This is a genomic window from Pseudomonas sp. PSKL.D1, from assembly GCF_028898945.1.
In the GTDB taxonomy this organism is placed as follows: Bacteria; Pseudomonadota; Gammaproteobacteria; order Pseudomonadales; family Pseudomonadaceae; genus Aquipseudomonas.
Genome location: NZ_CP118607.1, coordinates 842,357 through 857,577, shown reverse-complemented (window position 1 = coordinate 857,577; position 15,221 = coordinate 842,357). Strand labels below are relative to the sequence as shown.

At 60.6% G+C, this 15,221-nt stretch carries 8 protein-coding genes and 1 pseudogene; 3 read left to right on the top strand and 6 right to left on the bottom strand.

The window, feature by feature from the left end; genetic code table 11:
• Positions 1-27: 27 nt before the first annotated feature.
• Positions 28-168: pseudogene (locus PVV54_RS03625) on the bottom strand (3-hydroxyisobutyrate dehydrogenase); the annotation flags it as partial.
• 320 nt (positions 169-488) lie between these two features.
• On the opposite strand from PVV54_RS03625, the gene PVV54_RS03620 reads away from it, so the two are divergent.
• Together PVV54_RS03620 and PVV54_RS03615 are read left to right on the top strand one after the other, a co-directional pair.
• Positions 489-977 (top strand): Hcp family type VI secretion system effector, encoded by a 489-nt coding sequence (locus PVV54_RS03620; protein WP_274908634.1) that lies wholly within the window; start codon positions 489-491, stop codon positions 975-977.
• Positions 978-987: 10 nt separating this feature from the next.
• A complete protein-coding gene (locus tag PVV54_RS03615) occupies positions 988-1,959 on the top strand; it encodes a hypothetical protein (protein ID WP_274908633.1) in 972 nt (323 codons plus the stop codon).
• Positions 1,960-2,458: 499 nt separating this feature from the next.
• Here the strand turns inward: PVV54_RS03615 and mmsB are convergent, their stop codons facing one another.
• Positions 2,459-3,349, bottom strand: a complete 891-nt coding sequence (gene mmsB, locus PVV54_RS03610) for a 3-hydroxyisobutyrate dehydrogenase (protein WP_274908632.1) — start codon at positions 3,347-3,349, stop codon at positions 2,459-2,461.
• 10 nt (positions 3,350-3,359) lie between these two features.
• The gene (locus tag PVV54_RS03605; protein WP_274908631.1) at positions 3,360-4,886 is read right to left on the bottom strand and encodes a CoA-acylating methylmalonate-semialdehyde dehydrogenase; all 1,527 of its coding nucleotides are present in this window, start codon (positions 4,884-4,886) and stop codon (positions 3,360-3,362) included.
• A 132-nt stretch (positions 4,887-5,018) separates the two neighbouring features.
• Between PVV54_RS03605 and PVV54_RS03600 the strand changes: the two genes are divergently transcribed.
• Positions 5,019-5,972, top strand: a complete 954-nt coding sequence (locus PVV54_RS03600; protein ID WP_274908630.1) for a LysR family transcriptional regulator — start codon at positions 5,019-5,021, stop codon at positions 5,970-5,972.
• Between the two features lie 15 nt (positions 5,973-5,987).
• Here PVV54_RS03600 and recD read toward each other — a convergent pair whose 3' ends face one another.
• The 3 genes from recD to recC are packed head-to-tail and all read right to left on the bottom strand — an operon-like array spanning position 5,988 to position 15,183.
• Positions 5,988-8,063 (bottom strand): exodeoxyribonuclease V subunit alpha, encoded by a 2,076-nt coding sequence (gene recD, locus PVV54_RS03595; protein WP_274908629.1) that lies wholly within the window; start codon positions 8,061-8,063, stop codon positions 5,988-5,990.
• Positions 8,060-11,731 (bottom strand): exodeoxyribonuclease V subunit beta, encoded by a 3,672-nt coding sequence (recB, locus tag PVV54_RS03590; RefSeq protein WP_274908628.1) that lies wholly within the window; start codon positions 11,729-11,731, stop codon positions 8,060-8,062. The genes recD and recB overlap by 4 nt, the downstream gene beginning before the upstream one ends.
• Positions 11,728-15,183, bottom strand: coding sequence for an exodeoxyribonuclease V subunit gamma (gene recC, locus PVV54_RS03585; protein ID WP_274908627.1), 3,456 nt, complete (start codon positions 15,181-15,183; stop codon positions 11,728-11,730). Before recC ends, recB begins: the two co-directional genes overlap by 4 nt.
• Positions 15,184-15,221: the final 38 nt, after the last annotated feature.

The window sequence follows — 15,221 nt, the reverse complement described above, 5'->3', positions numbered from 1 at the left end:
TTACAGAGGGAAGGCCGCCCGCCCCGCGATGATGCCGGCCTGCATCTTGGTGTCGATGCCTAGCGCCATGGTTTCAGATATGTTGATCATCGAGATACCCAGTAGCAGGTTGTTGGAGATTTTCGCGATCAGCCCGGTGCCCGCCACGGCGCCGCTGGTTACTATTGATAAGTATTTTATGCTTGCCTGAGGTTGTTGGGGCTGCTTTGCAGCCCATTCCGACCGGTCCGGCGCCCCGGCACGGCCAATCCTACAGGTGTGCGCAAGCGCTTGTAGGAAACTTAAACATGATGTTTAGTTTAAACGTTAAACAAGTAACAACTCATACAGCTCGCAACAACTTGTTACTCCGCACATCAGATTTATCCTGAGTTTTGTAGTCCATTTCCGAATTGCATCTCTGGTATTGCCATCAATTGAATACAGGCCTAGGGTTTGTTGGCCGGGCACTATTGCCCAACTATTTAAATTGCCAGGGAGAGGTCAGCATGGCTTTCGACGCATATATTCAGATCGACAATATTCCAGGCGAAGCACTGGACCAGCAGTACAAAAAATGGATCGAAGTGCTCGGTTACGACTTTGGCATCAGCCAAAGCACATCTGCCACTGCAAGTTCCGCCGGTGGCGCTACGTCTGGCCGCACAACGGTGACCAACTTCACTTTCACCAAATACCTCGACAGCGCCAGCTGCAAACTGATGGAGGCCGGCTGCACCGGTCAGCACCTGAAGGAGGTGAAACTGGCGCTCTGCCGCGCCGGTGGTGACAAGCTCAAATACTTCGAGATCATCCTTGAGGAAGTGATCATCGCCGAGTATTCGCAAAGCGTGGACAGCGGCGTGCCCGTGGAGGTGGTGCAGCTGAACTATGGCCGCATCAAGACCACCTATACCCAGCAACAGCGCATCGATGGCAGCGGCGGCGGCAACATCGCCGGTGGCTGGGACCGCATCGGCAACAAGAAATACGCGTGAGGGTACCGCCATGTCCGAAGCCCGCACGTTCATCAACCTCAAGCTGCAAAACTACCACCGGCTAAAGACCGACCTTGCGCTGACAGGCCACTCGCTGGATAAGTTCGACGTGTTGAATGCACACGTGGCCAATACGGTCGTGCGCAATGGCGAACTGATCATCATCGGCGACCCAACCACCGCGTCCTGTACCAGCCAGGAGGCCTGGATGATGCGCCAGGCCGCTGTAGTGCACATGGGGTTGATGCGCAACGGCCAGGGTGTGGATAACTTCTTCATCGACAACTTCGAAACCCTCAAAAGCCTGATTGCGCACGCGTCCATGGGCGCGGGCGTAGTCAGTGAAGGGTGGAGCAAGCACTTGAAGGCAATCGAAGCCACGTTGATGGAGATCGAGAAGCTGTATCAGCAGTATCTTGGGGCTGGTGCAACGGGGGCGCGGGACCAGTTTTATGCCAAGCGTTCGGCGTTGTTCATGAGGTTGGAGGAGCAACTGGGGAAGCTGGCGGCGTATGGCTCAGGGTTGAGGAACGCTGGGTCTATCAAAAGGACGCTGGGGATTTCCACGAAGAGTTTTTTGCATACGGGGGAGATTGCCGGGTATGCGAACAAGGTGGCGGGGGTGGCGAAGGCTGCTAATTTGGTCAAAAAGGGAACTTACATAGGCGTCGCACTGGAAGTTTCTGCTACTAGCCTCGACATTCACAAAGCCTGCACTTTTGGTAGAGAAGACGAGTGTAGGAAAGCGCAATACGTCTATGGGGCATCATTAGTAGGAGCCCTTGGTGGTACCAGTGGCGGAGCCTTTCTGGGCGGGTACGCACTAGGTCAGGTTTGCGTCGCCTTTGGCTTGGCAACAGGCGGTGGGGGAACGCTTGCATGTGGAGTTATTGGTGGGGCATTGGGTGGCATGCTGGGAGGTGAAATAGGAAAAGAATGGGCAGGCAAAGCAGGTGAACTTGTATATGAGGTGATGCGATGACATATACCATAATGGTTATCACGGCAGCAATCTTGATAACCTTCATCTGCGCTTCCGTGTGCACGTTAATCTATGTCGCAATATTTCACATCACTAAAATCGAGGCCTCCCTTGCGAACTGTAAGTTTATACAGGGAAACAAACGAGTCTATTCAAGAGCAGGCATGCTCGGAAATGCCATGCGTCTGAGCATGATTGCGGGGATGCTAACCACACCGAATTTCTATATCCATAGAGGATTAGCGGATGCAGACCAGATAAAAAACTTCCCTTACCCAATGAAAATTCTACTGCGAACCACTTGGATATGTCTTGGTTTATCTTTTTGCGCTTTAATCATCCTACACATCGCCGATAGACTATTACGTTTGACGTGATATCAAGTACAGCAATAGATACAGCGGCGGAATTAGCAAAAAAATCGCGGCTCGTGCGGTCTTCCCTCTGGTGCGCAGTTGCAGAGAGAACGCCGCCCGCCCCGCGATGAAGTCCTCGCTCGTCAATCCTTCTTCCGATAACCCTCAACTATCGCCGAGAAGTCCTTACCTCCCTCCCCGCGCAAGCTCATCGTCTGATACAGCTGTTGGGCCACCGCCCCAAGAATCACCGGCTGATGTGCCTGGCGCGCCGCCTCGGTGGCCAAGCCTAGGTCCTTGAGCATCAGCTCTGCACCAAACCCGCCGGTGTAACCGCGTGAAGCCGGCGCGGTTTCGATGATGCCCGGCCATGGGTTATAGGTGTCGGAACTCCAGCAACGCCCGGTCGAGCTGTTGATGATGCCGGCCAGCACTTTTGTGTCTATCCCCAGCGCATTGCCCAGTGCCATGGCTTCGGACACCCCGATCATCGAGATGCCCAGCAGCAGGTTGTTGCAAATCTTGGCGATCTGCCCCGTACCCACCTCGCCACAGTGCACGATATTGCGGCCCATCTGCTCCAGCACCGGCTTGAGGGTGGCGAACAGCTCGCTGCTGGCGCCCACCATGAAGGTCAATGTGCCCGCCGCCGCGCCGCCGGTGCCGCCGGACACCGGCGCATCGCCCATGTCCACGCCCTTTGCCGCTGCAGCTTTGGACACATCGCGCGCCGTCTGAGGGTCGATGGTGCTGCAATCCACGGTTGGCGTACCGGGGTGAATGCCGGCCAGCACGCCGTCTTCTTCGTTGAGATAAACAGCCCGCACATGAGCCGCTGCCGGCAGCATGGTGATCACCAGTTCACTGCTGGCTGCCGCATCCTTGGGCGAGGCACTGACCTGCGCGCCCAGTTCGGCAAGCTCGGCCAGCACGGTCTTGTTCAGGTCGAACAGGTTCAGTTGGTGCCCGGCCTTGATCAGGTTGCGGGCCATGGGCGCGCCCATGTTGCCCAGGCCGATGAATGCAATTCGCATGGCGTACTCCTTAGCGCAGGCTGATGGTGGTGTTCACACCGTCATTGACGCTGTCATCATCGAACCAGCGGGCGGTGACGGTTTTGGTCTGCGTATAAAACTGCACCACTTGCTTGCCGTAAGGGCCAAGGTCGCCGAGTTTGGAGCCACGCGAGCCGGTAAAACTGAAGAACGGCACCGGCACCGGGATCGGGATGTTGATACCGACCTGGCCGATGTCGATCTCACTCTGGAACTTGCGCGCGGCTGCGCCACTTTGGGTAAACAGGCCGGTGCCGTTGCCGAACGGGTTGGCATTGACCAGCGCGATGGCTTCGTCGAGGGTGTCGACTTCGAGGGTGACCAGCACCGGGCCGAAGATCTCCTGGGTGTAGATTTGCATGTCGGTCTTCACGCCCGAGAACAGGGTTGGGCCGACAAAGTTGCCTTGCTCATAACCCGGCACCTTCACGCCGCGGCCATCGAGTTCGAGCGTGGCGCCCTCTTTGATACCGCTTTCGATCAGGCCCAGTACACGTTCCTTGGCACGCTTGGAAACCACAGGGCCCACATCGGTGCCAGGTTCACATCCAGCATTGACCTTCAGCTGGCTCGCCGCAGCCTTGATGTCTGGCAGCCACTCACGCGCCTTGCCCACCAGCACCGCAACCGAGGTGGCCATGCAGCGTTGGCCCGCAGCGCCGAAGGCCGCACCCACCAAGGCGTTGATGGCCTGCGCGCGGTTGGCGTCTGGCAGCACCACGGCGTGGTTCTTGGCGCCCATCATCGACTGCACGCGCTTGCCGTGCTGGCTGGCCAGGTTGTACACATGGGTGCCGACTTCGGTGGAACCGACGAAGGAAATGGCCTTGATGTCCTGATGGGTGCAGATCGCATCCACCACTTGCTTGCCACCGTGCACCACGTTCAGCACTCCCGCCGGTACACCAGCCTCCAGCGCCAGCTCGACCAGCATCATGGTCGACAGCGGGTCCTGCTCGGATGGCTTGAGCACGAATGTGTTGCCGCAGACGATGGCCATGGGGAACATCCACAGCGGGATCATCGCCGGGAAGTTGAACGGAGTGATGCCCGCGCACACGCCGATCGGCTGGCGCAGGGTGTAGGTATCGACACCGCCTGCAACGTTTTCGGCGAATTCGCCCATCTGCAGGGTGCCGACGGAGGCCGCGTGCTCCACCACCTCCAGGCCACGGAAAATGTCGCCTTCGGCATCGGCGATGGTTTTGCCTTGCTCGGCGCTGAGGGTTTGTGCAATGCGCTTGCTGTGTTCGCGGATCAGCGCCTGCAATTTGAGCATGATGCGCATGCGTGCGCCGATCGGGGTATCGCGCCAGGTCTTGAAGGCGCGTTGGGCGGCAGCGACGGCGGCATCCACTTCTTCGACAGTGGCAAAAGGCACCCGCGCCAGCACCTGCTGGGTGGCCGGGTTGATGATGTCGCGCCATTCGGTGGTTTTCGACTCGACCCACTGGCCGTCGATCAACAGCTTGACCTGCTCGACCTTGGTCTGGTCGGGGGATTGGGGTGCGTTCATCTGCGTTCTCCTTGGAATTATTGTCAGGACGAGATCGCCAGCGCCGGGCAAACGCGTGGTGGCGTCATGGGGCTTTTTTCGAGTATAGATGTGCAAACATCCAACAAGAACGCACAAAAAAACCGGATCAACATGCAAAAAGACCTGACCTCTCTCAGTGCGCTGAACTGGGACGACCTGAAGTTTTTCCTTGAAGTCGCACGTACACGCAAAGCCAGCAGCGCGGCCAAGCGGCTGGGCGTCGACTACACCACGGTGTCGCGGCGCATCAGTTCACTGGAGGGAGCGCTGGGCACTTTGCTGTTCGAGAAGTCGCGCACCAACGGCTTTGTGCTGACGGCAGAAGGCCAGCGCCTGCTGAGTTATGCGGAGTCAATCGAGAGCACCTTGCACATGGCCTGCGAGCAGGTGTCCGGGTCGGGTGTCGCGCTGTCGGGGCATGTGCGCATGGGCTGTACGGAGGGCTTCGGCAGTTTCTTCGTCACGCCGCAGCTGAGCCACTTTGTCGACGCCTACCCCGCCATTTCGGTGGATATCCTGCCGCTGCCGCACTTCATCAGCCTGTCCAAGCGCGAGGCGGACATCGTCATCGCGCTGGAGCGGCCCGAGCATGGGCCATATGTGTGCTGCAAGCTGTGTGACTACCGGCTGCGGTTGTATGCGACTCAGGGTTATCTGGACAGCCATGCGCCAATCCGGCAAGTGAGCGACTTGGTGCAGCACCCGTTCATCAGCTATGTGGATGACCTGGCGTTCAGTTCGGAGCTGTTGTATTTGGCCAACTTGATACCCAATGCCAATGCACATTTGCGCAGCACCAGCGTGATTGCGCAGTACACGGCGGCGTTGCAGGGGCGTGGGCTGGCGATTTTGCCGTGCTTCCTGGCGGCGCAGGACCCGCGATTGGTGACGGTGTTGCCAGAGCAGATAGAGGTGACGCGGCAGTTCTGGATGTACTGCCGCGAGGACTTGCGCAAGTTGAAGCGGATTACGTTGTTGTGGGATTACATTCGCGGGGTGACGGAGGCGAATGTGCCGTTGTTGATGGGGGATAGCCGTGAGATGCGGTTTGGCCAAGAGCCTTGAAGTTGCCTGGGCGAGTCAAACCTGCTCCAGCATCAACCCGGAAATACGCCGGACCTTGCGCATGACAGCCTCCTCGAAAATGCCCTGACGCGGCTCGATCAGGCTGAAGCAATGCTTGGCCCGGGTGATGCCGGTGTAGACCAACTCTTTGGTCAACACCGGGTTGAGCGCGTCCGGCAGCACCAGCGCGGTGTGGCTGAACTCCGAGCCCTGGGACTTGTGCACGGTCATGGCGAACACCGTTTCCACTTCGTTCAGTCGGCTGGGCAGCACGAAGCGCACGCCGCCACTGCCATCGTTGCGCGGGAAGGCTACGCGCAGCAGGGCATCGCCATGCTCGTCTGGCAGGCGCAGGGCAATGCCAATGTCTCCGTTCATCAGGCCCAGGCCGTAGTCGTTGCGGGTGACCAGCACTGGCCGGCCTTCGTACCAGGGCTGCTGGCTGTCGATCAGCCCGGCGTTGTGCAGCACCCGCGCTACCCGCTCGTTGAGGCCTTCCACGCCCCAAGCCCCCTTGCGCACCGCGCACAGCAACTGGAAATCTTCAAAGCTGTGCAAGACCTTGGCTGCCCATTGCTCCCAGCGCGGGTCGTCGAAGGGTGTACCGGGAGCCGGACGGTAGCGGCCAATGGCGCGCAGGTAGCTGCGGTAGCCTTGCGGGCCTTCGGTGCCGCGGTTGAGGCCATCGAGCAGCAGGCGATCGAAGGCTCGGTCTTGCTCGCCGCGCAAGGCCAGGCCAAAGACATCAGCAGGAGGAAGGGTAAGCAGATCACGCGCTTCCCTCGCCTGCTGGCGGTTGACCAGGCGGGCCAGTTGGCCGATGCCGCTGCCTTCGCCAAAGCGCCGGGAGTAACGAAGCATCACCACTTGCTGGGCCAATGGGTTGCGTTGTGCATCACCCGCCGTCAGGCCACTGCCAGCCAGCGACTGCCCACCTACCTGCTCCAGCCAAGTTTGGGTGGCAGGCGAATAGCAACCTTCCTCGGCATCGCGGCACAGGTCGCCCAGTACCGCACCAGCTTCCACCGATGCCAACTGGTCCTTATCACCAAGCAGCACGAGGCGGGCCTTGGGTGGCAGCGCGTTTAGCAGGTTGGCCATCATTTCCAGGTCGATCATCGAAGCTTCGTCCACCACCAGCACATCCAGCGGCAATGGGTTGCCTGCGTGATGGCGGAAGTGCCGTGACCCCGGGCGACTACCCAGCAACCGGTGAACGGTGCTGACGTCGGTAGGAATATGCCCGCGCACTTCTGCACTGACTTGCAAGCGCTCAACCTGTTGGCCGATGGACTCGGTCAGACGCGCGGCAGCCTTACCAGTCGGGGCAGCCAGGCGAATGCGCAAAGGCCTGCCCTGCTCAACCGCTGGCGCCTGCAACAGGGCCAACAGGCGCACTACCGTGGTGGTCTTGCCGGTGCCAGGGCCGCCGGTGATGATGCTGAAGCCGGCGCGGGTCGCAAGGGCGCACGCCAGTTTTTGCCAGTCGATCTGGCCGGCCAGGGCGCCTTCATCGAACAAGTGCGACAGGCGCATCGACAAGTCTGCCGGGGCACCCTCATGCTGGCTCAACCGTTGACGCAGCGTGTGGTCGATCTGCCGCTCATAGCTCCAGTAGCGACGCAAATACAGCCGCTGACCGCTGAGCACCAAGGGGCGCGTATGCTGGCCGGGGGTATCGCCAGTGGCTACCAGCGTGCTGGCCGCAATGCGCTGATGCCAGGTTGCAAGGCTTAGCGTGCCGAGCAGTTGCGATGGCAGCAGCAAGGGGCCTGTCAGCGCATCGCCTTCCGGGGGTAGCGACAGCGCAAAATCCGGCTCGGCGAGGGTTTGCTGCAGGTCCAGGCACACGTGGCCGTGCCCGAGCTGATGGCTTGCCAGGGCAGCAGCCAGCAGCAGTAGCGGGTCGCTGCCAGGCGCGCGTTCTTCAAGGAAAGATACAAAAGCCCTGTCCAGTGCGCGCAGCCAGCCGCGTTCGACCCAGCGGTCGAGCAATTGCAACAGGTCGCCGCTGTTGCGTTGGGGGGCCAGCGCCTGCAAGTGTTCGGCCTGCAAGGGCGTCGGCAAAAGGTCATCGAGGGTGCGGCTCATGGCGCGACTCCGGCAAACAGGTCCTGCTGCTCAGGCTGATTGACGCCCCGGAACAGGGCGTCCAGCGCTTCGATCAGCTCACGGGGTGGCTTGGCGAAATACACGCCATGACCACTGCTGCTGGCACCGCGCAGGAAGATGAACAGGGCACCCCCCACGTGGCGGTCGTAATCGTAATCGGCAAGCCGGGTGCGCAGTTGGCGATGCAGGGCAAGCAGATAGAGCACGTATTGCAGATCGTAGCGGTGCTCGAGGATGGCTTTTTCCATGGCCTGATGGTCGTAGGCCAGAATGTCCGGGCCCAGCCAGTTGGACTTGTAGTCGGCCACGTAGTAACGCCCTTCCAGTTCAAAGGCAAGGTCGATGAAACCTTTGAACATGCCATTGAGCACTGTTGGCTCAGCGGCCGGTCGTGCAGAACCAGGGTGGGTATGGCGCGCCACCAGGCGGTCGAGTTGAACGGCGTCTACCTGATGGCTGGCGAACCAGAACTCCATTTCGATCTGGTAATGCTGCAGCTGCTCAAGGGTGACGGTGGTGCCACCGGCAGGCAGCGGTTCCTGCAACAGTGTTTGCAGCCATTGACTGAGCGTAGGAATCCAGCAAGCCCAATCACGACGGTTGCAACGCTGGCCGACCGTACGCTCTATCAGCTTGGGGTTGGCGGCGACTTCGGCGAAGCCTTCACGGCCGGCCCATTCAAGCAAGCCATGAAGGAAGGTGCCGGGGTTTGGCCCCCTCGGGAAACGATGAATATCCCCTCCTTCGGCCGGCACTTCACGCTGGGTTTGGCTATCGACCAGTTCATCATCCAGCAGTTGCTGCGCCTGGGAACTGTCTGCACCGAGTGTCTGCTCGCCAACCCGAAGGGCACTGTAGGAGGCGATCCACCAGTGTTCGGAGGCCGCCCGCCGTGGCTTGCGGGCCGGCAACAACTCATGCTCGGCGCGCGGCACGCGGTAAGCGACATCGTCGACCTCGGGCAGGCCCGGGGTCGTGATCTGGGCGCATTTGGCCAGTAACTGTTGCAGCCACTCATCCAGTTGCCCTGACCCTTGCAGGGGCAGGCCACCGCCCAGCAGGTAACCGAGCGCCGAGCGGTGCAGTTGCGAGCTCTTCTGGTTGCCGCGCTTGAGGTCGGCAACCCCTAGCCAGCAGGCATGCTGGGCGCGCGTAAGGGCAACGTAGAGCAAACGCAGGTCTTCGGCCAGGCGTTCATCATCGGCCAAGGCTATCTGCGCTTCATCTGGGGTCAGAGTCAGCTGCGCATTACCTAGGCTGTCGTGCCAGGCCAATGGCAAGCGGCTGCCGTCCACTGGCTTGCTAGTGCAAATGAATGGCAGGTAGACCAAGGGATATTCCAAGCCCTTGGACTTGTGGATGGTCACCACCTTGACCAGTTGCTCGTCACTTTCCAGTCGCAGGATCTGGTCTTCACCGGCTTGCCCGGCATTGGCCAGGTGTTCGGACAAATGGCGGATCAGCGCCTGCTCACCGTCCAGCTCGCCAGCAGCCTGTTGCAGCAACTCGGCCAGATGCAGCAGGTTGGTCAGTACGCGCTCACCGTCGCTGCGGCCGATGAGGGTACGCGGTAACTGGAAGTCATGAAGCAGATGCCGCAACATGGGCAAAACGCCTTGACGCTGCCACGTGTCACGGTAGCGACGAAAGCGCATGACCCAGCCTTCCCACACCCGCTCGTCCTGGTTCAGCTGGTCCAGTTCAACCAGTGAAAGGTCCAGTGTGAGGCTCGCCAGAGCGGCCTTGAGCAAGCGTTCGGAATCAGGCTCGGCGCAGGCCTTTAGCCAGGCCAGCAGGTCATGCGCCTCCTGGGCTGCAAAAACCGAGTCCTTGTCGGACAGATACACACTGCGCACGTGCCGGGCCGCCAGCTCGGCGCGGATCAGCTCGGCCTCGTGGCCATCACGCACCAGGATTGCAATGTCCGAGGGCAGACAGGGGCGAAGTTCACCTTGGGCGTTGTTGAAGCCACTGACGCCCTGCTGGCCGCTGTTGAGCAAGGTGACGATATGGCTGGCGCAACTGGCGGCCAGGCGCTGCCGGTAAACCGAATTCGAAACCGGCTCGTCGCTTTCCAGCAGCCAGCATTGCAAAGCTGAGCAAGGCTGCCCTTCGATTAGCAGTTGCTCACTGCGGCCCTTTGCGTGCACCTCCACGAAAGGCAGGGGGTTGTCATTGTTCTCACGGAACAGAAATGCACCCCGGCCTTGCTCGCGGCCCTCTGCGTGCAGGAATACCTGATTCACCGCAGCTACCATGGCCTGGCTGGAGCGGTAGTTGGTGTCGAGGCTGTGCAGGCGGCCGGCGGTAGCCCGCCGGGCCGACAGATAGGTGTAGATGTCGGCACCACGGAAGGCGTAGATCGCCTGCTTGGGGTCGCCAATCATGAACAGGCCAGTCTCTGGGCGGTTTTCGCTGATGCGGTAGATGCTTTCGAAGATTCCGTACTGAACCGGGTCGGTGTCCTGGAACTCGTCAATCAGCGCTACGGGGAACTGCTCGCGAATCAAACCTGCCAAACGCTCGCCGGCCTCGCTGCCCAAGGCGCGCTCCAGGCGGAGCAACATGTCGTCAAAGCCCATTTCGGCACGCCGGCGTTTTTCAACCTCGAAGCGTGCCGACACCCAGGCGGCGGCATGTTCGAGCACGCTGGCCTCCGGGCCGGGTAGCGACTGCAACTGCTGCGCCAGATGCTGCATGGCCTCCAGTGCCGGGTGCTGGGGAGGTGCATCGCCCTTCCAGGCTTCGGCCATGCCAGCTGGGGTCAGGCGGGTGAAACCCGTCCCAAGGTCAAGCTCTGCGGCCTGATCATCCGAGGCCCAGGCGCGCAACTTCTCAAACCAGGGCTCGAAGAACCGGGCCTGCAGTTTTCTGCCATCGGCCTGTTTGGCTGCAACGGCATCTCGGCAAATCTGCTCCAACTCATCGGCCCACTGACGCCATGGGGCTTTGAGCTGGCTCAACTGCCCGGTGCGCTGCAGCAGCGCCTCGTCGATCAGTGCCTGAGGCTCAAGGTCGTCGTGCTGAGCACTCACACGCCCGAACAGCGGCCGGATACGCGGTAACAATGCATCGGGGCTGACCCAGTTACCACGCACCCAGGCCAACGCCTCACCTTGCATGCCGTAACAGAAGCGTCGCCAGTAATCGCGGACCACTTGGCCCAGCAGGTCGCTGTGGTCGGTTTCCAGGCTTTGGGTGAACAGGCTTCCACTGTCGAAGGCATGCTCACGCAGCATGCGTTGGCACCAGCCGTGAATGGTCGACACCGCAGCTTCGTCCATCCACTGAACGGCAATTTCCAGGCGGCTGGCGCAGCGCGGCCAGAGTGCTTCGTCGTAATCGCCGCGCAGCTGGTGCAACAGCGGATCAGCCTCTGGCAGTTCGCCGCGGAAGAAGCGTGCAGCTTCGGCCAGACGCGTGCGAATTCGTTCGCGCAACTCTTTTGTGGCGGCGTCGGTGAAGGTGACCACGAGGATTTGCGGCGGCAACAGTTCACGCCCAAAGCCTTGCTCGCCCCCATGGCCGAGAATCAGGCGCAGGTAGAGCGCGGAGATGGTGAAAGTTTTGCCGGTACCGGCACTGGCTTCGATCAGCTGGCTGCCGTGCAGGGGGAAACTCAGTGCCAGGGGACGGTCTTGGCTCATGCGCCACTCTCCGGGTTAGCCAAGGTTTGCCAGGCTGCGCTGAACATGGGCCGGTACAGGGTTTCGCACCACCCTTCGAAGGTTTCATCAGCACTGAGCGCTGCGAAGTCTCTGAATTGGCGTGCCAAAGCCATGCTCTCGCTACGCTCACCAAAACTGGTGCGGCCGTCGCCCTCATAGGCACGTACTGCCGCAGCGATCGCTTTGTCAGGGTCACTTTGGGCCAACCAGGCGAAGGCGGTTTTGGCGGCTATCGGCAAAGGCGAATTCATCGCGGCCTGGCGTGAAACCAGCAGCTGGCTGAGTTGCTCGATGGCTTGATCTTGCGGCAAAGGGCCAAGCAGCAGCGTAACGTCGCTCGCCAGCAACGCGCTGTGCAGCGGGTACCCTGCTGCACAGCCCGCCAAGTGCATCACCCAGCTGGGGATCAGGCGGTGCCACTTGACGTTGTTGCGCCCTGCACTGATGGTGTTTGGCACTGTGGTGATACTTAACAGGCTTTGATCATCTGCCTGGTACACCCGGCCAAGCCAACCCTCGAGGCGATGACTGCCTTGCTCGAAATGGACGGGAAGCGCTCCTTCAACCACGATTGGCCACCGCATCAGCAGTTGTCGATGACGCTGCAGCAGGTCGGGCAAAGGCTGGACCAATTCGGCCTGCAACAGCTCGCCAAAGCCAGCCAACGGCAGCAGACCGCATGCCTGCAGGCGGCGTGCCTGCTTTTGCAGCGCACCTTGCGCATTGTCGGGGTCGCTCAGGGCTGCACCGAGCAGGCTTTCACTGGCGCTGTAACGCTGCAGGGCGTCGAGGACAAACGGTTCCTCATCAGGCGTTGGTGCCTCAAGTGCTTCGAAGAAGACCTTGAGGCGCTGGCTGAAGAAGTGCCGTACAGGATGGCGCAGAAAATCCTGTAGTTGGGTCAGGGTAAGTGCTTCATCGCTGACATAAGGCGGCAGCACGAGCTCTGGCCCTACTGCATCAGCCGTCTGTTGATGCAATAGCTGCCATTCGTGGGCATAACTGAACAGTGCGCTGCCCTTCTGAAAATAACGCGGGCTGAAGGGTTGCAGCGGATGTTCCTGGGTCAACGCGTGCAACAGGGCATCGGCGCCCGCCAGGCGCCAACCCGCGGCCAAATGGTCACGTAGCTGACCAATCAATACGGAGGCCGGGCGCTCACTGTTATCGCGGATACTTCGGCCCACCCAACTGACATAGAGTTGGTCACGTGCAGACAGCAGCGCTTCAAGTAGCAAGTAGCGGTCGTCTTCGCGGCGAGAGCGGTCGCCTGGGCGGTAATCGCTGGCCATCAGGTCGAAGTCCAGCGGTGGTTGGGCGCGTGGGTAGTCACCGTCGTTCATGCCCAGCAGGCACACCACACGGAACGGGATGGCACGCATGGGCATGAGGGTGCAGAAATTGACAGAACCTGCCAGAAAGCGCTGGGACAGCTTGCCCTGATCAAGGCCGGAGAGCCAAGCCTCGCGTATCACGGTGAGGGGCAGCAGGTCTTGCAGGCCAACGGTTTCGCAAACTTGCAGCCAACTGTCTCGCAGCTCCTGCAACTGCATCAGCAGGAACTCATCGTGCTCACCTTCGGCCAGGAAGAACACTTGCAACAAAGCATTCAGGCGCTCGCCCCATTGGGCCGCTGTAGCCGGCTGGGACAAGGCTTGGTTGGCGACATCCAAGGCATCAAGCAAGGCGACCAGCGGGCCTATGAGGGCTGCATCCAGGCCACCGATCTCGTCATAGGGTTCGATACCGTCACAGCCTTCGCCCACGCCAACTGCATACCCGAGCAACATGCGCCGCAGGCCAAAACGCCAACTGTTCTGTTCAAGCCCCCCAGGCAAGCCCAGGGTGGCGCGTTGCTCGGCATTGAGACCCCAGCGTATGCCGGCGCCTTCGATCCAGCGATGTAAGGTTGGCAGGTCGCCTTCGCGTATACCAAAACGGGCGCGTACAGCGGGGACGTCCAGCAGGTCGAGAACTTCACTGACGGCGAATCGGCTGTCTGGCAGTTTAAGCAGGTGCTCAAGGGCGATCAGCAAGGGGTCTCGGCCACGTTGGCCTTGATCCGTCAGGGTGAAAGGTATGTAACGCGGATCGTTGCGTGGGACTTGGCCGAAAACTGCGCGAATGTGGGGGGCGTAGGTATCGATCGCCGGGACCATTACGATGACATCACGCGGGCGCAACGTAGGGTCGGCGCTGAAGCGAGCCAGTAACTGGTCGTGCAGAATTTCTACTTCGCGCTGGGCGCTGTGTGCGATATGAAAGCGCATGGAACGGTCTTTGGCCGTATCGACCGCTGGCCAAAGCTCACGTGTTTCTGCCAGCGGGCGTAGCTCGAGGATATCGTCCTGCAACTGGTTGAGCAGCGTCTTGTGTTCACCTTCGCTGAACAGATCGATGCGGCCGTCGCTGAAAACGCCCTGGTAGCTGCCTGGATCATCGTAACTGTCGAGCAGGTTGATGTAATCGCGGCCTTGCTTGCCCCATGCCGCCAGCAGGGGGTGGGCGTGCTGGTGCAGAGACTCGTCGTCCAGTTGCATCGGCATGCCCTGCTTGCGCTGCTGGCGCTTGTACTGGTGACGCAGCAGGTCTTTGTCGGCAACGATGTCTGCCCAGTGGTGGCGACAAGGGTTGTGCACACACAACAACACCTGGCTGAAACGCGCCAGGCCGGCCAGCGCTTCCAGCGCCTGCGCGGGCAAGGACGAAATACCAAATACGATGACGCGGGCAGGCAGCCCGGCAGGCGCTTGCTCCAGCGTGCTGATGCACTCGATGAAGCGCTGGTGCACGCCTGCACGGCTCTGGGCCATGCCCTCTTCACCCACGTCTTCGAGTAATGCGCGCCACAGTTCGGCCTGCCAGCGGTTACCGGGGGCGAGGGGCTTCCGTTCGCCCCGGGCAGTATTGAGGATGTGCTCCCCCTTTGCCCAGTCCTTGAGCCAGTCGGCGCGGTAGACCTGGTATTGGTCAAACAGGTCGGCCAGGCGCTCAGCCAGTTGGTAGCGTTTACGCAGGTCGGTGTCGTCGGTCAAAAAGCGACGCAGCGGCTCGAAGTGGGGGCGCTCGATCAGGTTGGGCAGTAGCCGCATGAGCCGCCAGGTAAGGGGCGCCTTGTCGAGCAGGGACACTTCAGGGATTTGATCGCGCCCTAGCACCTTTCTGTAGAGCTGCCACATGAAACTGCCGGGCAATTGCACATCGATTGCAGCGGCAATACCACAACCGCCTTGGTCATCTTCCTGCGGGTCTTCGGCCAGGGCCAATTTAAGCCACTGGGCAATACCGTTGCTTTGTACCAGCGCGATTTCGTTTTCCAGCGGGGCGAGTGGATAACGCCGCATCCAGCTCACTACCAGGCTGCGCAGATCATCGAGACGGTTGCCGTGGACGATCATGAAACCTGGCTGCAGTGGGTTGGCGTGGGCCATTGAGCGCTCTCTGAGTGGCGTTGCGGGCTAGGGGGAAC

Bases quoted from the DNA above. Each gene is read 5' to 3' on its own strand.
- PVV54_RS03620 (WP_274908634.1), top strand. From the start codon at position 489: ATGGCTTTCGACGCATATATTCAGATCGACAATATTCCAGGCGAAGCA.
- PVV54_RS03615 (WP_274908633.1), top strand. From the start codon at position 988: ATGTCCGAAGCCCGCACGTTCATCAACCTCAAGCTGCAAAACTACCAC.
- mmsB (WP_274908632.1), bottom strand. From the start codon at position 3,349: ATGCGAATTGCATTCATCGGCCTGGGCAACATGGGCGCGCCCATGGCC.
- PVV54_RS03605 (WP_274908631.1), bottom strand. From the start codon at position 4,886: ATGAACGCACCCCAATCCCCCGACCAGACCAAGGTCGAGCAGGTCAAG.
- PVV54_RS03600 (WP_274908630.1), top strand. From the start codon at position 5,019: ATGCAAAAAGACCTGACCTCTCTCAGTGCGCTGAACTGGGACGACCTG.
- recD (WP_274908629.1), bottom strand. From the start codon at position 8,063: ATGAGCCGCACCCTCGATGACCTTTTGCCGACGCCCTTGCAGGCCGAA.
- recB (WP_274908628.1), bottom strand. From the start codon at position 11,731: ATGAGCCAAGACCGTCCCCTGGCACTGAGTTTCCCCCTGCACGGCAGC.
- recC (WP_274908627.1), bottom strand. From the start codon at position 15,183: ATGGCCCACGCCAACCCACTGCAGCCAGGTTTCATGATCGTCCACGGC.